General features: G+C 71.8%; 19 protein-coding genes. 8 read left to right on the plus strand and 11 right to left on the minus strand.

Going from position 1 to position 17,983, the window contains the following annotated elements; translation table 11 throughout:
• Positions 1-4: 4 nt before the first annotated feature.
• The 9 genes from ACTWJ8_RS23835 to ACTWJ8_RS23875 form a co-directional block, all read right to left on the minus strand.
• Complete coding sequence (locus ACTWJ8_RS23835; RefSeq protein WP_443260228.1) at positions 5-1,138, minus strand: D-alanyl-D-alanine carboxypeptidase family protein; 1,134 nt, start codon at positions 1,136-1,138, stop codon at positions 5-7.
• A gap of 45 nt (positions 1,139-1,183) precedes the next feature.
• A complete protein-coding gene (locus tag ACTWJ8_RS23840) occupies positions 1,184-1,888 on the minus strand; it encodes a TetR family transcriptional regulator (RefSeq protein ID WP_443260229.1) in 705 nt (234 codons plus the stop codon).
• 11 nt (positions 1,889-1,899) lie between these two features.
• Complete coding sequence (locus ACTWJ8_RS23845) at positions 1,900-2,406, minus strand: thiol-disulfide oxidoreductase DCC family protein (protein WP_356374582.1); 507 nt, start codon at positions 2,404-2,406, stop codon at positions 1,900-1,902.
• Entirely contained in the window at positions 2,403-2,810 is a 408-nt protein-coding gene (locus ACTWJ8_RS23850; RefSeq protein ID WP_356374580.1) for a hypothetical protein, read from the minus strand. The genes ACTWJ8_RS23845 and ACTWJ8_RS23850 overlap by 4 nt, the downstream gene beginning before the upstream one ends.
• A gap of 168 nt (positions 2,811-2,978) precedes the next feature.
• A complete protein-coding gene (locus ACTWJ8_RS23855) occupies positions 2,979-3,752 on the minus strand; it encodes a succinate dehydrogenase iron-sulfur subunit (protein WP_356374578.1) in 774 nt (257 codons plus the stop codon).
• Positions 3,752-5,506 (minus strand): succinate dehydrogenase flavoprotein subunit, encoded by a 1,755-nt coding sequence (gene sdhA, locus ACTWJ8_RS23860; protein ID WP_356374576.1) that lies wholly within the window; start codon positions 5,504-5,506, stop codon positions 3,752-3,754. The genes ACTWJ8_RS23855 and sdhA overlap by 1 nt, the downstream gene beginning before the upstream one ends.
• 18 nt (positions 5,507-5,524) lie before the next feature.
• A complete protein-coding gene (locus ACTWJ8_RS23865; protein WP_356374574.1) occupies positions 5,525-6,010 on the minus strand; it encodes a succinate dehydrogenase hydrophobic membrane anchor subunit in 486 nt (161 codons plus the stop codon).
• 8 nt (positions 6,011-6,018) lie between these two features.
• Positions 6,019-6,399 (minus strand): succinate dehydrogenase, cytochrome b556 subunit, encoded by a 381-nt coding sequence (sdhC, locus tag ACTWJ8_RS23870; RefSeq protein WP_266713332.1) that lies wholly within the window; start codon positions 6,397-6,399, stop codon positions 6,019-6,021.
• Positions 6,400-6,548: 149 nt separating this feature from the next.
• A complete protein-coding gene (locus ACTWJ8_RS23875; protein WP_443260230.1) occupies positions 6,549-7,175 on the minus strand; it encodes a 2-oxo-4-hydroxy-4-carboxy-5-ureidoimidazoline decarboxylase in 627 nt (208 codons plus the stop codon).
• Between the two features lie 292 nt (positions 7,176-7,467).
• Here ACTWJ8_RS23875 and ACTWJ8_RS23880 point away from each other — a divergent pair, with 292 nt between their 5' ends.
• From ACTWJ8_RS23880 to ACTWJ8_RS23890, 3 genes are all read left to right on the plus strand, one after another.
• Entirely contained in the window at positions 7,468-8,970 is a 1,503-nt protein-coding gene (locus tag ACTWJ8_RS23880; RefSeq protein ID WP_443264977.1) for a beta-N-acetylhexosaminidase, read from the plus strand.
• Positions 8,971-9,080: 110 nt separating this feature from the next.
• Complete coding sequence (locus ACTWJ8_RS23885; protein ID WP_356374572.1) at positions 9,081-9,584, plus strand: hypothetical protein; 504 nt, start codon at positions 9,081-9,083, stop codon at positions 9,582-9,584.
• Between the two features lie 88 nt (positions 9,585-9,672).
• Positions 9,673-10,239 (plus strand): hypothetical protein, encoded by a 567-nt coding sequence (locus ACTWJ8_RS23890; RefSeq protein WP_356374570.1) that lies wholly within the window; start codon positions 9,673-9,675, stop codon positions 10,237-10,239.
• Positions 10,240-10,297: 58 nt separating this feature from the next.
• On the opposite strand, the gene ACTWJ8_RS23895 is transcribed toward ACTWJ8_RS23890, so the two are convergent.
• Positions 10,298-12,760 carry an N-acetylmuramoyl-L-alanine amidase gene (locus ACTWJ8_RS23895; protein WP_443260231.1) on the minus strand — a complete coding sequence of 821 codons (2,463 nt, stop codon included), beginning with the start codon at positions 12,758-12,760 and terminating at the stop codon, positions 10,298-10,300.
• A gap of 309 nt (positions 12,761-13,069) precedes the next feature.
• Here ACTWJ8_RS23895 and ACTWJ8_RS23900 point away from each other — a divergent pair, with 309 nt between their 5' ends.
• From ACTWJ8_RS23900 to ACTWJ8_RS23920, 5 genes are all read left to right on the plus strand, one after another.
• On the plus strand, positions 13,070-13,849 hold the full coding sequence (locus tag ACTWJ8_RS23900; RefSeq protein ID WP_443260232.1) for a hypothetical protein: 780 nt from the start codon (positions 13,070-13,072) through the stop codon (positions 13,847-13,849).
• A gap of 101 nt (positions 13,850-13,950) precedes the next feature.
• Entirely contained in the window at positions 13,951-14,541 is a 591-nt protein-coding gene (locus ACTWJ8_RS23905; protein ID WP_356374564.1) for an RNA polymerase sigma factor, read from the plus strand.
• Between the two features lie 31 nt (positions 14,542-14,572).
• On the plus strand, positions 14,573-14,767 hold the full coding sequence (locus ACTWJ8_RS23910) for a hypothetical protein (RefSeq protein ID WP_356374562.1): 195 nt from the start codon (positions 14,573-14,575) through the stop codon (positions 14,765-14,767).
• Positions 14,768-15,040: 273 nt separating this feature from the next.
• A complete protein-coding gene (locus ACTWJ8_RS23915) occupies positions 15,041-15,718 on the plus strand; it encodes an RNA polymerase sigma factor (protein WP_356374560.1) in 678 nt (225 codons plus the stop codon).
• The gene (locus ACTWJ8_RS23920) at positions 15,718-16,794 is read left to right on the plus strand and encodes a hypothetical protein (protein WP_443260233.1); all 1,077 of its coding nucleotides are present in this window, start codon (positions 15,718-15,720) and stop codon (positions 16,792-16,794) included. Before ACTWJ8_RS23915 ends, ACTWJ8_RS23920 begins: the two co-directional genes overlap by 1 nt.
• A gap of 206 nt (positions 16,795-17,000) precedes the next feature.
• Here the strand turns inward: ACTWJ8_RS23920 and ACTWJ8_RS23925 are convergent, their stop codons facing one another.
• Positions 17,001-17,840: a L,D-transpeptidase family protein gene (locus ACTWJ8_RS23925; RefSeq protein ID WP_443260234.1), complete on the minus strand. Its 840-nt coding sequence runs from the start codon at positions 17,838-17,840 to the stop codon at positions 17,001-17,003.
• Positions 17,841-17,983: the final 143 nt, after the last annotated feature.

The following is a 17,983-nucleotide window of genomic DNA, read 5'->3' on the forward strand; positions in this document are numbered from 1 at the left end:
TCTGTCAGGCCTTCCTGCGCCGTCCCGTCGGCTTCGCGCGGCGGCGCAGGGCGAGCAGGCCGCCGCCCGCGAGCGCGGCGAGGGCCGCGGAGCCGCCGAGCGCCCAGTCGTCGCCGTGCGAGCCGCCGGACGGGCTCGCGGCGGCAGGGCCCGCGCCCGCCACGTCCGGCTCGCGGGTCGGCCGGGGCTGCTCGCTCAGCGGGCCCACCAGCACGCCGACGGGGCGCACCTTGTCGGCCGCCGCGAAGCCCCAGTCGAGCAGCGCGGCCGTCTCCTCGTACACCGCCTCGTAGCCGGACTTCGGGTGCATGACGGTGACCAGGAGGGTGCGGCCGCCGCGGGTGGCGGCGCCGGTGAAGGTGTTGCCCGCGTGCGACGTGTAGCCGTTCTTGACGCCGATCAGGCCCTCGTACGGGGTGACGCCCTGCCCGGTCAGGAGGCGGTCGGTGTTCTGGATCTGGAAGGTCTTGGAGCCGCCCGCGGGGAAGTCGGCGACCTTGGTGGCGCAGTACCGGCGGAAGTCGTCGTTCTTCAGCCCGGCGCGCGCGAACAGCGTCAGGTCGTACGCGGACGACACCTGCCCGGGGTGGTCGAAGCCGTCCGGGCTGACGACGTGCGTGTCGTTCGCCTGGAGGTCCTTCGCGCGGGCCTGCATCTGCGCGACGGTCTTCGCGACGCCGCCGTTCATGTTCGCCAGCACGTGCACCGCGTCGTTCCCGGAGCGCAGGAACACGCCCTGCCACAACTGGTGCACGCTGTACGTCGTCCCGGCCTGGACGCCGACGAGGCTGGAGCCGAGCGGGATGTCCGCGAGGTCCTCCGCCGTCACCTTGTGCTTCAGCGTGCTGTCGAACTTCGGCAGCACAGTGTCCGCGAACAGCATCTTCAGCGTCGACGCGGGCGGCAGCCTGCGGTGCGCCTCGTAGGAGGCGAGCACCTCGCCGCTGTCGTTGTCGGCGACGAGCCACGCCTTCGCGGCGAGCTTCGGCAGCTTCGGCGCCCCCGCCCGCGGCTGCACCTGTACATCCGACGCGGCGGACGCGGACGGTGCGGGCAGGGCGAGCGCGGCGCAGGCCCCCGCCCCGATCCCGAGGGCGGCGCGGCGGCTGACGTGCGAGGGGGGAGTGGAGCCGGGCATCCCGTGAAGGTACAGGTCAAAGGCCTGGTAAAGACCGGCGGGGCCCTATCGGCTCAGGGGCCGCGTCATCCCCGGCAGGAAGTCGATGAACAGCTCGTGCACCTCCAGGACGAGCGGCCGGAGCACCCGGAACCGGGCGAGCGCCACGCCCCGCGTCGTGAGCCGGGCGCCGCGCTCGGCGAGCCGCCGACTGCGCTCGCGCCCCTCGGAGCTGTCGAACACCCAGTAGAGGACGAGCCCCATCTGGGACAGCCACATCAGCTCCGGGAGGATCTCCGCGAGCTCGGCCGGCACCTTGGCCTTCGACCCGGCGAGCACCTCACGGTGCAGCTCGATGGCGGCCTCCCGGGCGTGCTCCGACTCGGCGGAGAACGGGCTGAGCGGGGAGTCGGGGTCGGCCGCGTTCTTGAAGAACTGGGCCGCGAACTCGTGGTACGGCTCGGCGATCTCCAGCCAGGCCCGCAGCACGCCCGCGAGCCGTGCCTGGAGGTCGGTCTCCGTGTCGAGCACGGACCGGACCGCCGCCTGGTGCTCGGCGGTGATCCGGTCGTAGAACCCCTGGATCAGGTGTTCCTTGCCCGCGAAGTAGTAGTACGCGTTGCCGACCGAGACCCCCGCCTCCTGGGCGATCGCCCGCATGGTGGTCTTGTCGTAGCCCCGCTCCCGGAACAGCCGCATCGCGGTCTCCAGGATGAGCGCCCGCGTCTGCTCGCTCTTCGCGCCTTTGCCCTCGGCCTTCTCTGCTGCCACGGTCCCCGAGCCTAATCGGCGGCGCGGCAGCCGCTGTCGCAGGTGGGTGCCTGGTGGTACCAGCCCCGCCGCGGGTCGTACCGCCAGCCGTCCGTCCGCTGCCCGGGCCGCCGCTCGCGGTACGACTCCCGGTACTTGGCGGCGCCGAGCACGGCCTGCTTGGCGAATCGCAGGCCCATCGGTGTCGCCATCCGGTGCGAGGTGGCCCGGTGCTCGCGCAGCGCCCACATGCACACGACCCAGGCGGCGGCGCCCCGGTAGATCTGCCCGCCGTCCGCGAGCACGGTGATGTCCGAGAGCGTCGCCGCGTGGTCGAGGCCGGGGAAGCGCCGCAGCGCCTCCTCGGAGCCCGCGGGGACGAACTCCAGCGGCACCAACTGCGCCTGCCTGGACAGCCAGTTGCGGGCGAACGTGCACAGCGGGCACTCGGCGTCGTACAGGACCGTGAGCCGGCGGACCGGGGCCACCCCCGTGGCACCCCGGGCCGCCGCCCGCCCGGCGGTTCCCACCGCTGTCACGCCCCGCCCACCGGCGCGGCCCAGCCCTGCGGCGGGACCGGCGGCTGCTGCTCGCGCTCCATGACGCCGCGCCGCCGGATCTTGTTGAGCACGTACACGTTCCCCAGGTGCATCACGCCGAGCACGAGCAGGACGACGCCGAGCTTGGTGGAGAGCGCCTCGAACACCTCCCGGGTGCTGCCGATGCTCTCGTCGCCGCTCAGGTAGAGCGCCACGAACCCGAGGTTGACCAGATAGAACCCCACCACCAGAAGGTGGTTGACGGCGTCGGCCAGCTTCTCGTTGCCGTGCAGCACATCGGCGAGGAACACCCGCCCATTGCGGCTCAACGTCCGTGCCACCCACACGGTGAGCCCGATGCTGACCACGAGATACACGACGTATGCGACCACTGTGAGGTCCATGCCCCACCCTCCTTGAACGCGTTCAAAAACGCTGACGCCCATGAATGTAGCCCTGTTTTTGAACATGTTCAAGCGGAAGTGGTCGCAGTGACGCGCGCCAACGACGAAGGCCCCGCTCCCTGTTGGGGAGCGGGGCCTTCGGGCCGTGCGGCGAGAACGCCGGGAAGGTCAGTAGCGGCGCGTGATCAGGGCGCGCTTGACTTCCTGGATGGCCTTGGTGACCTCGATGCCGCGCGGGCAGGCGTCCGTGCAGTTGAAGGTCGTGCGGCAGCGCCACACGCCGTCGCGGTCGTTGAGGATCTCCAGGCGCTGCTCTCCGGCCTCGTCGCGCGAGTCGAAGATGAAGCGGTGGGCGTTCACGATCGCGGCCGGACCGAAGTACTGGCCGTCGTTCCAGAACACCGGGCAGGACGACGTGCACGCGGCGCACAGGATGCACTTGGTGGTGTCGTCGAAGCGGGCCCGGTCCTCGTCGGACTGGTGGCGCTCACGCGTCGGCTCGTTGCCCGTCGTGACGAGGAACGGCATGACGTCGCGGTACGCCTGGAAGAACGGCTCCATGTCCACCACGAGGTCCTTGAGGACCGTGAGGCCCTTGATGGCCTCGACCGTGATGGGCTTCTCCGGGTTGATGTCCTTGAGCAGCGTCTTGCAGGCGAGACGGTTCTTGCCGTTGATCCGCATCGCGTCGGACCCGCAGATGCCGTGCGCGCAGGAGCGGCGGAACGTCAGGGTTCCGTCGTGCTCCCACTTGATCTTGTGCAGGGCGTCGAGGACACGCTCCTTGGGGTCCATCTCCAGCTGGAAGTCCTGCCAGTGGGCCTCGTCCGAGACCTCGGAGTTGAACCGCCGCACGCGCAGCGTGATCGTGATGTTGGGGCTGTCGGCGAAGCCGGGCTCGGGGGCTCCCGCGTCCGCCTTTTCCATGGTCGGGGTAGCCATCAGTACTTACGCTCCATCGGCTGGTAGCGGGTCTGGACGACCGGCTTGTAGTCGAGACGGATGGACTCGGAGCCGTCGTCGCCGACCTCGCGGTACGCCATGGTGTGGCGCATGAAGTTGACGTCGTCGCGGTTCGGGAAGTCCTCGCGGTAGTGACCGCCGCGGGACTCCTTGCGGGCCAGGGCGGAGGTCGCCATGACCTCGGCGAGGTCGAGCAGGTTGCCCAGCTCGATGGCCTCGAGCAGGTCGGTGTTGAACCGCTTGCCCTTGTCCTGGACCGACACGTTCTTGTACCGCTCGCGCAGCTCGGCGATCTTCTCGACGGCCGTCTTGATCGTCTGCTCGGTGCGGAACACCATCACGTTGGCGTCCATGCACTCCTGGAGCTCGGTGCGGATCTTCGAGACGCTCTCGGTGCCCTGCGAGTCGCGCAGGCGCTCCACGAGCTCCTCGACCATCGCGGCCGGGTTCTCCGGAAGCTCGACGAACTCGGTCTTGTGCGCGTACTCCGCGGCGGCGATGCCGGCGCGGCGCCCGAAGACGTTGATGTCGAGCAGCGAGTTGGTGCCGAGACGGTTGGCGCCGTGCACGGAGACACAGGCGACCTCACCGGCGGCGTACAGGCCCGGGACGACGGTGGTGTTGTCCGCGAGGACCTCGCCCTCGACGTTCGTCGGGATGCCGCCCATGGCGTAGTGCGCGGTCGGCTGGATCGGGATCGGGTCCGTGTAGGGCTCGATGCCGAGGTACGTGCGCGCGAACTCGGTGATGTCCGGGAGCTTGGCGTCCAGCTGCTCCGGCGGCAGGTGGGTGAGGTCCAGGTACACGTGGTCGCCGGCGGGACCGCAGCCGCGGCCCTCACGGATCTCCGTGTAGATGGAGCGGGAGACGACGTCACGGGACGCGAGGTCCTTCATGACCGGCGCGTACTTCTCCATGAAGCGCTCGCCGTCCTTGTTGCGGAGGATGCCGCCCTCACCGCGGGCGCCCTCCGTGAGAAGGATGCCCATGCGCCAGATGCCGGTCGGGTGGAACTGGAAGAACTCCATGTCCTCCAGCGGGATCCCGCGCCGGTAGCAGGCGGCCTGGCCGTCACCGGTCAGGGTGTGCGCGTTGGACGTCACCTTGAAGAACTTGCCGGTGCCGCCGGACGCGTAGATGACCGACTTCGCCTGGAAGACGTGGATCTCGCCGGTGGCCAGCTCGTAGGCGACCACACCGGCGGACTTCTTGACGCCGTCCTCCTCGACGATGAGCTGGTCGAGGACGTAGAACTCGTTGAAGAACTCCACGCCCTCCTTGACGCAGTTCTGGTACAGCGTCTGGAGGATCATGTGGCCCGTGCGGTCCGCGGCGTAGCAGGACCGGCGGACCGGGGCCTCACCGTGGTTGCGGGAGTGACCGCCGAAGCGGCGCTGGTCGATGGTGCCGTTCGGGGTGCGGTTGAACGGCAGGCCCATCTTCTCCAGGTCGAGGACCGAGTCGATGGCCTCCTTCGCCAGGATCTCGGCGGCGTCCTGGTCGACCAGGTAGTCGCCGCCCTTGATCGTGTCGAAGGTGTGCCACTCCCAGTTGTCCTCCTCCACGTTGGCCAGCGCGGCGGCCATGCCGCCCTGCGCGGCGCCCGTGTGGGAGCGGGTGGGGTAGAGCTTGGTCAGCACGGCGGTGCGGCTGCGCTTGGTCGACTCGATGGCCGCGCGCATGCCGGCGCCGCCCGCGCCGACGATGACGGTGTCGTACTTGTGAATCTTCACGGGTTCGCTCGCCTCGGCTTAACGGATGTTGGGGTCGAAGGTGAAGATCACCAGCGTGCCCAGGAGGACGGTGAAGACCGTCGCGGCGTACAGCAGGCCCTTCAGCCACATGCGGGTGTTGGGGCGCTCGGCGTAGTCGTTGATGACGGTACGCAGGCCGTTGGCGCCGTGCAGCATCGCGAGCCACAGCATCAGCAGGTCCCAGCCCTGCCAGAACGGGGACGCCCAGCGGCCGGCCACGAAGGCGAAGCCGATCTTGGAGACGCCGCCGTCGAGGACGAGCTGGATCAGCAGGTGGCCGAGGACCAGGACGACGAGGACGACACCCGACAGGCGCATGAACAGCCATGCGGCCATCTCGAAGTTGCCGCGCGTCGAACGCGGGGTCTTCGAGGTGCGCTTGCGCGGGGGCTCGATGTAGGGGGCCGGGTTGTCGACGTCGTAGAGGGAGACGCCCTCGACGGGGCCGACGCCGGACTGTGCGGGGGTGGTGTCAGCGGACATGTCTGGCCTCAGCTCCCGAAGAGTGCGCGGACGGCGTGGCCGAGGACGGGGTACAGGGCCCCGACCATGAGGACGATCCAGATGCCCATGACGGTCCAGAGCATCTGCTTCTGGTAGCGCGGGCCCTTCGACCAGAAGTCGACGGCGATCACACGCAGGCCGTTGAGCGCGTGGAAGAGAATCGCGGCGACGAGGCCGTATTCCAGAAGCGCGACGATCGGCGTCTTATAGGTACCAACGACATCGTCGTACGCCTCGGGCGAGACGCGGACGAGAGCGGTGTCCAGGACGTGCACGAACAGGAAGAAGAAAATGAGGACACCGGTGACTCGATGAGCCACCCACGACCACATGCCTTCCCGGCCGCGGTACAGCGTTCCAGCCGGCACGGAAGAACCCTCCGGGAGCGGGGACTAGGGCCGCGCCGGCTTCTATGTCGGGCGAGCCCGGCCGGGTACGGTCCACCGGCCGCTCGTCATCGTATCGACGAGTTGTCGGGACACCCGCACGGGGGCCTTATGTGTGATCAAACAGGCAATCAAACAGGCACGTACGGGCTATTGCGGCCGGTTTCCCGGCGGGCGAGTCGCGCCAGCCGGCCCCGGGCGAGCCGGCGCAGCTCCTCGGCGGCCAGCTCCCGCTCGTGCACCGGGTCGTTGCCGAGCCGGGTGCGCAGGCCCGCGAGCAGGTGGTCGAGGGCCTCGCTCGGCGCGATGTCGTCCAGGCAGATCACGAACGGGTGCCCGAAGCGGGTCTGGTAGGCGCTGTGGGCGGCGACGAGCGCGGTGTTCGCCGCCGCGTACGCCGAGAAGCCCGAGTGCCCCGAGTACGCGGCCGGGTCCGGGGGCAGCACGAGGTCCTCGCCGGTCAGGGCCTCGGTGATGTCGCCGGGCGAGAGGTCGTACGACGCCTCGTCCGCCGCCGCGAGCAGCGCGTCCAGGTCCGGGTAGGGGCGGTGCGCGGCGACCCGGTGCGCCCAGGCGCGGCTGCGGCAGCATGTGCGCAGCTGCTGCTCGGCGGTCTCCCTCGGCAGCGCGTTGAACCGCGCCAGGCCTCCGGCGGTGCCGGGTGCCGTGGCCGGGGCCGGGACGGGCAGACGGCCGGGAGTCTGGAGGGGGCTCAGCGGGGGCCTCCGGCGGCGGGCTGGTGGGGTGGGTGTGGCCAAACGTTAGCCAGAGCTTGTCGTGACTGTCCGGTGGATGTGTGAAATTCACTCGGACGGGCCGGTTTGCGGGGGTTGGGTGGACGGTACCGCGCGAGTCGCGGTGTTTGTCTCTTTCACTGTGCGGCTTCCGACTCGTCGTAGTTGCGTTTGCGCAGTTCCCCGCGCCCCTGGGGACACACCGTTACCGTCGGCAACGTACGTGTCCGGTCGACGTGGTTCAGCGAGGTACTTCGTGGAGAAGGAGCGGCAAGCTCTGAAGGTCGGCGCCGTCGGGATCGCGCTGGTCGCGGTCATGGGGTGCTCGAACAGCGGTGGGTCGCCCTCCGGCGGGAAGTCGGCGACGTCCGCGACGCCCTCGCCCACCCGTTCGTATCCGCTGTCGAAGCCGGCGCACACGATTCCGGAGGTGCGGGACTTCACGGCCGCGCACGGGCCCGGGTGGAAGCCGGACCGCGGCAAGGTCGTCGTGAAGGACGGGTCGCTGGCGCAGGAGGGGCGGCTCATCGCCGGTGAGCTGGACCTGACGTACGCGGGGTCGGGCGACGCGGGGCCCGGCGACGTGGAACTGGGGCTCGACGAGAAGCGGGGCGCGAACCCGGAGTCGTACCGGATGGCCGTCGAGGGCGGCACCGTGCGGATCACGGCGCCGAGCGACACCGGCGTGTTCTACGGGACCCGCACCCTCAAGCAGGAGGTGCACGGCGGCGCCACCGCGCCCGAGGGCGTCACGAAGGACGAGCCGGCCAAGGCGCAGCGCGGGTTCAACCTGGACATCGCCCGCAAGCACTTCACGGCCGACTGGATCAAGGACCGGATCAGGGAGATCGGGGACCTCAAGTACAACCAGCTCGGCCTGCACTTCTCCGACGACCAGTCCTTCCGGATCGCCTCCGACTCGCACCCGGAGGTCGTGTCGAAGGAGCACCTGAGCAAGGCGCAGGTGAAGGACATCCTGAAGCTGGCCGCCGAGCGGCACGTCACCGTCGTGCCGGAGATCGACTCGCCGGGCCACCTGGGCGCGGTGATCGCCGCGCACCCCGACCTCCAGCTCCGCGACGCGAGCGGGGTCGCCGCGCGCGGCGCCGTCGACATCTCCAAGCCGGGCGCCGCGAAGATCGTGGACGATCTCCTGAAGGAGTACGCGAAGCTGTTCAAGGGCGCGTACTGGCACCTGGGCGCCGACGAGTACCGGGCCCTGATGAGCGAGAACCCGGAGGCGTCCTACCCGCAGCTCGCCGCCGCTGCCCGCAAGAAGTACGGGGCGAACGCGAAGGTGCAGGACCTCGCCCAGGGCTGGCTCAACGACCGGGCGAAGACCATGGCCCCCTACGACCGGCACCTGAAGGCGTGGAACGACGGCTTCTACAAGGGCGGCGTCGTCGACGCGGACAAGGGCATCGAGGTCGCGTACTGGACCGGCAAGGAGATCGGGGCGCGCGAGCCGCTGGAGTACCTCGGCGAGGGCCGCAAGCTCACGAACTACAACGACGAGTACCTGTACTACGTCCTCGGGCAGCCCAACACCTTCGTCTATCCGACCGGCGAGCGGATCTACAAGAGCTGGACTCCGCTCGTGGTGCGCGGCACGAAGCCGGTGCCGTCGAAGTACGACGACCAGATCCTCGGCGGCTCGTTCGCCGTGTGGTGCGACATCTCGGGGGCGCAGACCCCGGCGCAGGTCGCGAAGGGCATCCGGATGCCGCTGCGGGCCACCGTGCAGAAACTGTGGGACCCGGGGAAGCCGGAGCTGAGCTGGCCGAAGTTCGTCGATCTGGCCGACACGCTGGACAGCTGACCGGCCCGACGCGCGCAGTTTGCCGTTCCGCTGGCCAACTCCCTTTCCGTTGTGGTGTATTCGGCCACAGGTACGACGAATGCGGCGTACACCGGGACGGGGGGAACGGCATGGGCTACTGGGGCTACTACGTGGTCGCGAGAAGCGACCGGCCGCTGAACGCGTGCGAGGCGCTCGGCGGGGTCCGCGACGAACTGACGCTCCTCGAGGAGCGGGACGCCGGCTGGCAGATCTGGGAGTGCCCCGGCGGCGGCGAGAGCCCGCGCGACGTGGGCAGCATGAACGCGCTGGCGGCGGAGACCGGGGCGCCCGCCCTGTTCGGCTACGTCATGGACTCCGTCTGCGCCGTCGTCGAGGCGGCCGGTCCGGAGAGCGGCGCGTGGACGGCGTGCCTGGGGCGCGCCGCGATGGCCGGGTACATCGGCGGCGACGAGCGCGCCCTGGAGGACTACTTCCTGCCGCCCGAGGACGCGGCGGAGCGGGCCGTCGGCTGGGCCGCCGAATGCGGCCGCGAAGTGCGGCCGGAGCCGCTCGACGAGGTGCTGCGGGCGCCCGCCGAACCCTCCGCCGAGGAGCAGTTCTTCCGCCTCCTCGACCGGCTCGGGGTGAAGTGACCGTGACGTTCCGTGCCGTCCCGGCGCAGTACGTGCCGTAGGAGTCAAGGGGAATCGCTGGGTCCACGTCCTGAGGAGCGTTGCGTCGATGAGCCTGGTGGAACTGATCGCGGAGGCCGACGAGCGCGGCCTCGCCACGAGCGGGCTCGGCTGCCTCGACCGCTGTGTGCCGCTGCTCGGCGTCGGCGAGCCCGGCGCCCCCGACGAGGACGTGCTGCGCCCGCTGTGGGCGAGCCTCGCGGAGGACGGCGCCGACTGGGGCGCGCGGCTCGGCGCGGCCCGCGAGGAGCTGGACGGCGCGGCGGGCGAGGGCGAGGCCGCCGAGCTGGTGCGCCGGATGCTCGGGGCGGCGCCGGAGCGGGCCGTCGCCGACGCGTGGCGCGAGTGGGCCGACGCCTGCTCGGTGGCCGCGCTCCAGGTGCACCGGATGCTCGACCCGGGCAAGGACTCGGCGTCGGGCGTGGGTGTCCGCCGCGAGGGCCGCACCGAGGGCATGTCCCCGCTGGTCGCCGCCGAACTGCGCCGCCAGACGCAGATCCTGGAGCTGCTCGCGGACGGCGGCGCGGCCGGGCTCCGGCAGGCGCTCGTCGTGTCGACGGAGGGCCGCAGGGTGCTGCGCGCGGTCGTGTCGCGGCGGGCCCGCGGCCGGGGATGACGTGAGGGCCGCGGGGAGCTGACGCCCCGCGGCCCTCATGCGTCGGTCGACCCGCCTGCTACGGCGCCAGGTTCGTGCCCAGGCGCGCGGTGGCCGGGGTGCCGAGCGTGGCCATGGTGAGGTTCCTGGTCGAGCTCAGGCCGAGCCCGGAGGAGTTGCTGGGGATGTACGTCAGCATGCCCTCGCCGGAGTTCTCGCCCGCCGAGCCGACGACCAGGTCGGCCCGCCCGTAGCCGGACAGGTCGGTCAGGGCGACCGCAGAGCCGAGGTTGTCGTTCGACTCGGAGGAGCCGGGGACGCCCTCGGTGTCCTGCGTGACCGAGAGCGCGCCGGTGCCGGTGATGCCGGTCGACGTGCCCTTGAGCAGGATCGAGTTGCCCGCGTTGGAGCGGTTCGAGGTGCGGGTGATGTCCTCGTTCGGCGCGCCCGCGTACACGTCCGCGTAGCCGTCGAGGTTGTAGTCGCCCACGGCGATCGAGGCGCCCATGGCGTCGCCCGCCTCGGCCGCGCCCGGCACGCCCGAGGTGTCCTGGTGCACGGTCTTGGCGCCGGTGGCGGTGAGGCCGGTGCCGGCCACGCCCTTGACGAAGGTGACCTGGCCGCCGGCCGCTGCGCCCGACTCGGCGGTGTACGGCTGGCCGATGGCGATGTCGTCGACACCGTCGCCGTTGATGTCGCCGGCGCCGATGGAGCGGCCGCCCTTGACGGTCAGCGTGGCCGCCTTGCGCAGGCCGCCGGAGCCGCCCTTGTACCAGACGACGCGGCCGATGCCGGTGCCGTCGCGGTAGTTGAGCGCGACGTCCGCGTAGCCGTCCTGGTTGAAGTCGCCGGACGCGGCGTCCTCGTACGACAGGTCGGACTCGGTGGTGGTGATCGCCGAGTCGGTGTCCCAGTCGTCGCCGTAGCGGGCGCTCCAGGTGCCGCCGGTGCCGGTGGAGGCGGCGAACACGTCGGCCTTGCCGTCCGCGTTGAAGTCGCCGACGGCCACGGCCGAGCCGAACTTGGCGTTGGTGAGCGCGTAGCTGCCGTCGATGTTGACGCCGGTGCCGGTGGTGAACTCGGGGCCGTACAGGATCGTGTACGCGCCCCGGTCCGCGTGGCCGACCGTGTCGTCCTCGCCGGGCTGGCCGACGACGATGTCGGTGGCGCCGTCGCCGTTGATGTCACCGGTCGCGGTGGACGCGCCGAACTGGTCGCCGCTCTCGCCCGCGCCGGGCACGTCGCCGGTGGACTGCGAGATCAGCTTGCGGCCGGTGGCCGTCGGGCCGTCGACGGTGCCCGGCACGATCTCGATCTGGCCGCCGCTCGAACCCTTGGGCAGGCCCGCGACGATGTCGGACGTGGCGTCGCCGGTCACGTTCTGGCTCGCGAGGGCGTGCGAGACGCCGGGGGTGGCGGCGAGCGTCGCGATGCGGCCCAGCTTCGGGTACAGGTTCGCGCCGGGGCAGGCCGTGGCGTTGGTGTCGCGGTGGCCGAAGACGCGGGGGAGCGTGATCGTGGAGCCGTTGGCGACCTTGTTGCCGTCGGTGCCGAGGTCGCCGTTGGACGTCAGCGTCACCTTGTCGGTCGCCGTGAGTCCGTACTGGCCGAACTTCCAGGCGACGACGCGGGCGATGGAGTCGAGGGCGGCCTTCGTGGGCTTCGCCGACTCGAAGTTGCCGATGTACGAGATGCCGACGGTGTCGGTGTTGAAGCCGTAGTCGTGGGCGCCGTGCACCGGCAGGTCCATGCCGCCGGTACGACCCTCGAAGATCTGGCCGCAGCGGTCGACGACGAAGTTGTAGCCGATGTCGTAGTAGCCCTTGGCGACGTGGTCCTGCTGGATCTCGCGCAGCCGCTCGGCGCTCTTCGCGCACGGCACCTGGTTGTCCGAGTCCACGCCGGTGTGGTGCACGACGGCGGCCTTGATCTCCGTGTCGTACACGGGAGTTCCGTCGTGCGGCAGGCCGGGGCCCCACACGGACTGCGGGATGATGTGCGGCTTCACGACCGTCGACGGGCGGGGCTCGGGCGGCGTCTCGTCGGAGGAGAACGCGGCGGGCTCGGTGCCGCTGCCCGCCTTGCCGGTGCCCGGGTCGATCAGCTTGACGTCCATGCCCGCGGGCAGGTCGGCGGCCTTGCCGTCGGCGTCGACGACGCGGACCTCCACGCCGTCCGCCATGGTGTCCGTCGACACGGAGGCGGTGCCGCCGCGGATGTCGGCGGCCTCGCGCTCGGCGCCGTCCGCGTCGTTCGTGTCCTTCGGCAGGGTGGTCCAGGTGCCCCACGCGCCGGACGCGGCGTCCCTGGCCCGGAACTGGGCGGTGCCGTCGATCCGGTCCTTCGGGTTCTTCCACGTCACCGACACCGCGCCGAACGGCTCCGTCGCCTTCCGCGGGACGACCTTGCGGTCCGTCCTCGTCTCCAGGCTCAGCGTGTGCACGGCCGCGGGCCGGTGCGCCGCGACGCCCGCGGCGTCGGTGCCCGGATCGGCCATGGCGTACGACACGACTCCGGCGCCGCCGACCACGACCGCCCCCATCGTGATCCACGCTCTCCGCTTGAGACTCAGCGGCTTGTACGCGTGCGATCTGCGCGCGTCGGCCGCCTTTTCTCGCGAATGTCGCGGGCTCAATTGCCCCACCCCTCGATGAAGTTCACATGGACCCCGCGTGACCCGCGGGTAGATGCCCTGTCCAGCGAACGACAGCCGAGAAGTGTCACTGGTTGTGCGGGTGTGGCGTATGCCACAAGCGGGTGACGGTTGGGGTGCGCGGTCCGCTGGAGGGGTGTGAATTCAAGACGTGTGGTGATCGGGGCCGTTGTGGCGGGAGTGCTCGCGGCGGGAGTCGTGACACGAGCCGTTCCGGAGGTGGCGGTGGCCGCGCGGGACGAGCCGGGGACGGAGTGGCTGGCATCGGGCATGGAGCGGATCGAGCCGCCCGCCGTGCTGCACATGACGCACGCGGAGCGTCTGCTGGCCTCCGCGAGCGACCTGCTGCACCGGGCCGGATCCGTGCGCATGGCCACCGACATGCGCAAGGGGACGCAGCGGGTGCGCACGGACATGCGGATCGACCGCGAGGGCAACTGCGTCGGCGGCTTCGACGGCGGACCCGGCAACCGCGGCACGCTCGTCGTCCTCGCGGGCCCGGAGCCCGAGGCCTATATGCGGTTCAGCGAGACCGCGCTCGCCGAGTTGCAGACCATGGCGGACGGCCGCGGCGCCACCGTCTCCGCGCGGGTGCGGGACCGGATAGGGCAGATGCGCGGCAAGTACGTGAAGGCGCGCTCCGGGCCGAAGGGAGCGGAGGCGCTCGCCAAGGGGTGCGCCGTGCCCCGGCTCATCGGCGCGGGCGAGGACGAGTGGAAGGGCGCGCGGGAGCTGGCCCCGGTGCGCAGGGACGGGCGGCGGGTGATCCCGCTGGTGCCGGGGCCCGACGAGGGCACCGAGGGCGTCGCGTACGTGGACGCGGGCGGGAAGCCGTATCTGCGCTCGCTGCGGGCGAAGGAGGCCGGGATGACGGCCGACCTGAGGTTCTCCGCGTACGGGGCGCCCGTGACGGTGCGCAGGCCCGCGGCCTCGGACGTCGTCGAATTCGCCGACGAGGGCTCGATGTTCGCGCTCTGAGTGGCGGGCCTCCTGTGACGTTTCTGTGGAGGCGGGCGCAGTTCGGTGTGAGCGCGGCCACGTGGGTCCGCGTCGTCACCGGCGTACGAAGAGGAAAGCGCTTGAGTCAGGGAGGGGCGCACGACGAGGAGTTGGGCGCGGCCGTCGCACGCGCCCAGGAGGGCGACGAGGCCGCCTTCGCCGTCGCCTACCGGATCGTGCAGCCCGGACTGCTCGGATATCTGCGCGGGCTCGTGGGCGACGACGCCGAGGACGTGGCGTCCGACGCGTGGCTGGAGATCGCCCGCGACCTCGGCAGGTTCCGCGGCGACGGGGCGGGCTTCCGCGGCTGGACCGCGACCATCGCCCGGCACCGCGCCCTCGACCTGCTGCGGCGGCGCGGCACCCGGCCGCGGGCCACCGCGCTCGAACAGGACCTGCGCGACATGCCCGCCGCACAGGACACCGCGGAGCAGGCCCTGGAGACGCTCTCCACGGAACGGGCGCTCGCCCTGCTCGCCCGGCTGCCCCGCGACCAGCGGGAGGCGGTGCTGCTGCGCGTCGTCGTCGGCCTCGACGGGCCGAGCGCCGCGCGCGTCCTCGGGAAGCGGCCCGGCGCCGTGCGCACCGCCACGTACCGGGGTCTGCGCAGGCTCGCCCGTGACGTCGGTGTGACGGATGACGGCCCGCCCACGCTGGGGGAGTCGAGGTGAACGAGCAGACTCCCGACTTCGCGAGGACTCCGTGAGCGACTCCGTGGACGTGGACGGCCCCCTGGGCGCGGCGCTGGCCGCCGCCGTCCGCCCCGCGGCGCCCGACGCCGAGGGCGAGAAACGCGCGTGCGCCGCGTTCCGCGCGGCCCGCGCCGAGGGCCCGCTCGACACGACACCGCGCCCCGACGACGACTGGCGGCAGCGGATCCCCTCCGCACGGCCGTAGCGAAGAGGCCCGGAAAAGCGGGACGGCCGAGGTCGCCACCCCCCACAGGAGAGACCCCGGCCGCCGCGCGTCACGGGTCGCGAGCGGCCCGTACTTGTTTCAGCGCCGCGGGTGCGTTTTCTGTCACACCCGTCCGGGCCCCCGGTGGTTGTCTGTTGTACGAACATGGACGCGAGGACGTATCAGGCCGTAGCGTTCTGGTCCGCGCCGAGCGCGCGTACCCGTTCAAACGGCGCACACGGCTTACGGGCCGGAGCATGGCAGGGGCAGGGAGTGCTGGGGGACGACGCGGAGCTGACCGCCGCGGTGCGTGCGGCGCAGGACGGGAGCGAGGCCGCGTTCCGGACTGTGTACCGCACCGTGCACCCACGGCTGCTCGGATACGTGCGCACACTCGTCGGCGACCCGGACGCCGAGGACGTCGCGTCCGAGGCCTGGCTCCAGATCGCCCGGGACCTCGACCGCTTCGAGGGCGACGCCGACCGGTTCCGCGGCTGGGCAGCCCGGATCGCCCGCAACCGCGCGCTCGACCACATACGCATGCGGGGACGCCGGCCCGCCATCGGCGGCGACGAGACCGAACTCACCGGTCGACCCGCCCTCTCCGACACCGCCGACGAGGCCATGGAGGCCCTCGCCACCGGCGACACCATGGCGCTCATCTCGAAACTCCCGCAGGACCAGGCCGAGGCCGTCGTGCTCCGCGTCGTCGTCGGGCTCGACGCGAAGAGCGCCGCGCAGACCCTCGGCAAACGGCCCGGAGCGGTCCGCACCGCCGCCCACCGGGGCCTGAAACGGCTCGCCGAACTGCTCGGCGCCGCGGAGTCCACGGCGGCCGGTGAGGCCGCCGACTCCCTCGAAGCGGTACCGACTCCACGGCAGGGCCACACCCGCACGACGACGTCCGCAGGTGTGACGCATTCGCGTTCGCGGACGCAGAAGGACATGTGATGGCCGACGAGCACGACAAGTGGCTGAACCGCGACGCGGCGGACCGCCTGCTGCGCGGAGAGCCCCCGGCCGTCCCCGGCGACGCCGCCCGGCAGGCCGACCGGATGGCCGCGGCGCTGCACGCGCTGGCCGACGTACCGGCGGGTCCCGACGGTGAACTTCCGGGCGAGGAAGCGGCGTTGAAGGCGTTCCGCGAGGCACGCACCGTCACGGCCGCGAACACGGCGGTGAACGGGGCGGCGGCGGGTACGACGCATGCCCTGCGACCGGTGAGGCCGAAGCGGAGGACGGCGGGCAGCGGACAGCGCTGGGGCCGTCCCGCGCGGTTCGGCGTCGTCGCCGCGTTCGCCGCGTGCATGGTCGGCGGGGTCGCCGTCGCCGCCGGGACCGGGGTGCTGCCCTCGCCGTTCCGCGGCTCCGACGATCCGGCGCCCGCCGCGTCGGTGTCCGCCGCCGCGAGCCCCGACAGGCCGCTCGCCTCGGCCTCGGCCGGTGTCGAGGAGGACGGCCACGCGGTGCCGAGTCCGACGCGTTCGCCGAGCGCCACCGGCTCCCCGTCCCACAGCCAGGACACCCCGCGCGAGGGCCGTACGTCCAAGGACGAGGGGCCGAAGGCGACGGTGCCCGGCGGCGCCGACGCGCGGGCCGAGGCGCGCAGGCTCGTCGACACCTGCCGCAAGTACCGGGGCGGCGAGCTCGGCAGCGAGGACGTCCAGCGCCTGGAGTCGTCCGCGAAGTCCCTGGGCCAGAGCCCGCGCAGCCTCGGCCGCTTCTGCGACCGGGTGCTGGCGCGTGAGAGTGCCCCGACCACGTCGGCCGACAAGACCGCCTCGCACCACGAGGGCGACAGCGGCTCCTCCGGCGACGGCGGCGGTTCGTACGGGCAGAGCGGCGGCGGCAAGGGCAAGGGCGCCGACGACGACGAGGAGAGCGACGCGGTCGGCAGCGCGAGCGCCGACGGCAGCCTCCCCAGCGCCAGTGTCAGCATCAGCCCGAGCCCGACGCCCGACGTCGGCGCGAGCCCCGACGCGGACCCGAGCGTGAGCACCAGCACGAGCCCGACGCCAACGCCCTGACCTGCAAGAACGCGAACTCCTCAAAAGGTTGCGCGGCGGGTGTGACGTTTCTGGGCGGTGCGACGCAGTAATGAGTGAGCCGACTGGTCATCGGCCGCGCACGAGCTCAGGTTCCCCCCGTACCTGAGGCTCGGTGCCAAATGGCGCGGGTGGGACACGTTCCCCCGGTCCCACCCGCGCCCCTCCTTCTCACCGATCCACGGCTCTCACCAGTACACGACGACCTTGTCGCCGGTACGGACCTGCGCGAACAGCTCCGCGACCTTCCGCTCGTCCTTGACGTTCACACAGCCGTGCGAGGCCCCCGCGTAGCCGCGCGCCGCGAAGTCCGACGAGTAGTGCACCGCCTGCCCGCCGCTGAAGAACATCGCGTACGGCATGGGGGTGTCGTACAGCGTCGACACGTGGTGGCGCGACTTGAAGGTGACGTGGAAGACGCCCTCGCGGGTCGGCGTGTACTGCGAGCCGAAGCGGACCTCCGTCGTCAGCAGGCGCCTGCCGTCCACCATCCAGACGAGCGTGCGGCTGGTCTTGCTCACGCACAGCACGCGGCCCTTCATGCAGCGCGGGTCCGGCTTCGCGGCGGGCTGCCCGCCGAACGCGTACAGCTCCCACGTGGTCGGCTCGTGCGTCATCCGCAGCAGCCGCCGCCACGTCACGGCGTCGGTCTCGCCGGTCCGCGGGAGCCCGCGCTTGCCCTGGAAGCCCTCGACGGCCTCGACGGTCGCCGCGTCGTACGTGCCCGTGGGCCCCTGGAAGAGCCACGCCACCTGGCGCAGCCGCGCCTGGAGCTCCCGGACGCCCCGGGAGCGGTCGCCGGGCGCGTACAGGACCTCGGGCGGGGCGGCGGGCTTGGCGTCGTCGGTCGCGGAGACGGACGCGGACGGAGAGGCGGGCGCGGACGTGGACGGGCTCGGGGACGAGGACACGGAGGGGCTCACGGGCGTCGGACGGCCGCCGCCCTCCACCGCCTGGGCCGTGCACCCGCCGACCAGGGCGAGCACCCCGGTGGCCGCGACCGCCGAACGTAGGACAGCTGTGCGCATGACGTTCCCCCGCCTGCCGCGCCGATCTCTCCTGCCACGACAGATGCTGCCCACGGCTCGACGGTGACGAACCGCACATGATGCGCGCCGCCCAAACGCGGGAAAGTCTGTGAGCAAGGTCCCAGCGTGCGCCTCTCCACTGG

This window comes from Streptomyces sp. SDT5-1, assembly GCF_052245995.1.
GTDB lineage: Bacteria > Actinomycetota > Actinomycetes > Streptomycetales > Streptomycetaceae > Streptomyces.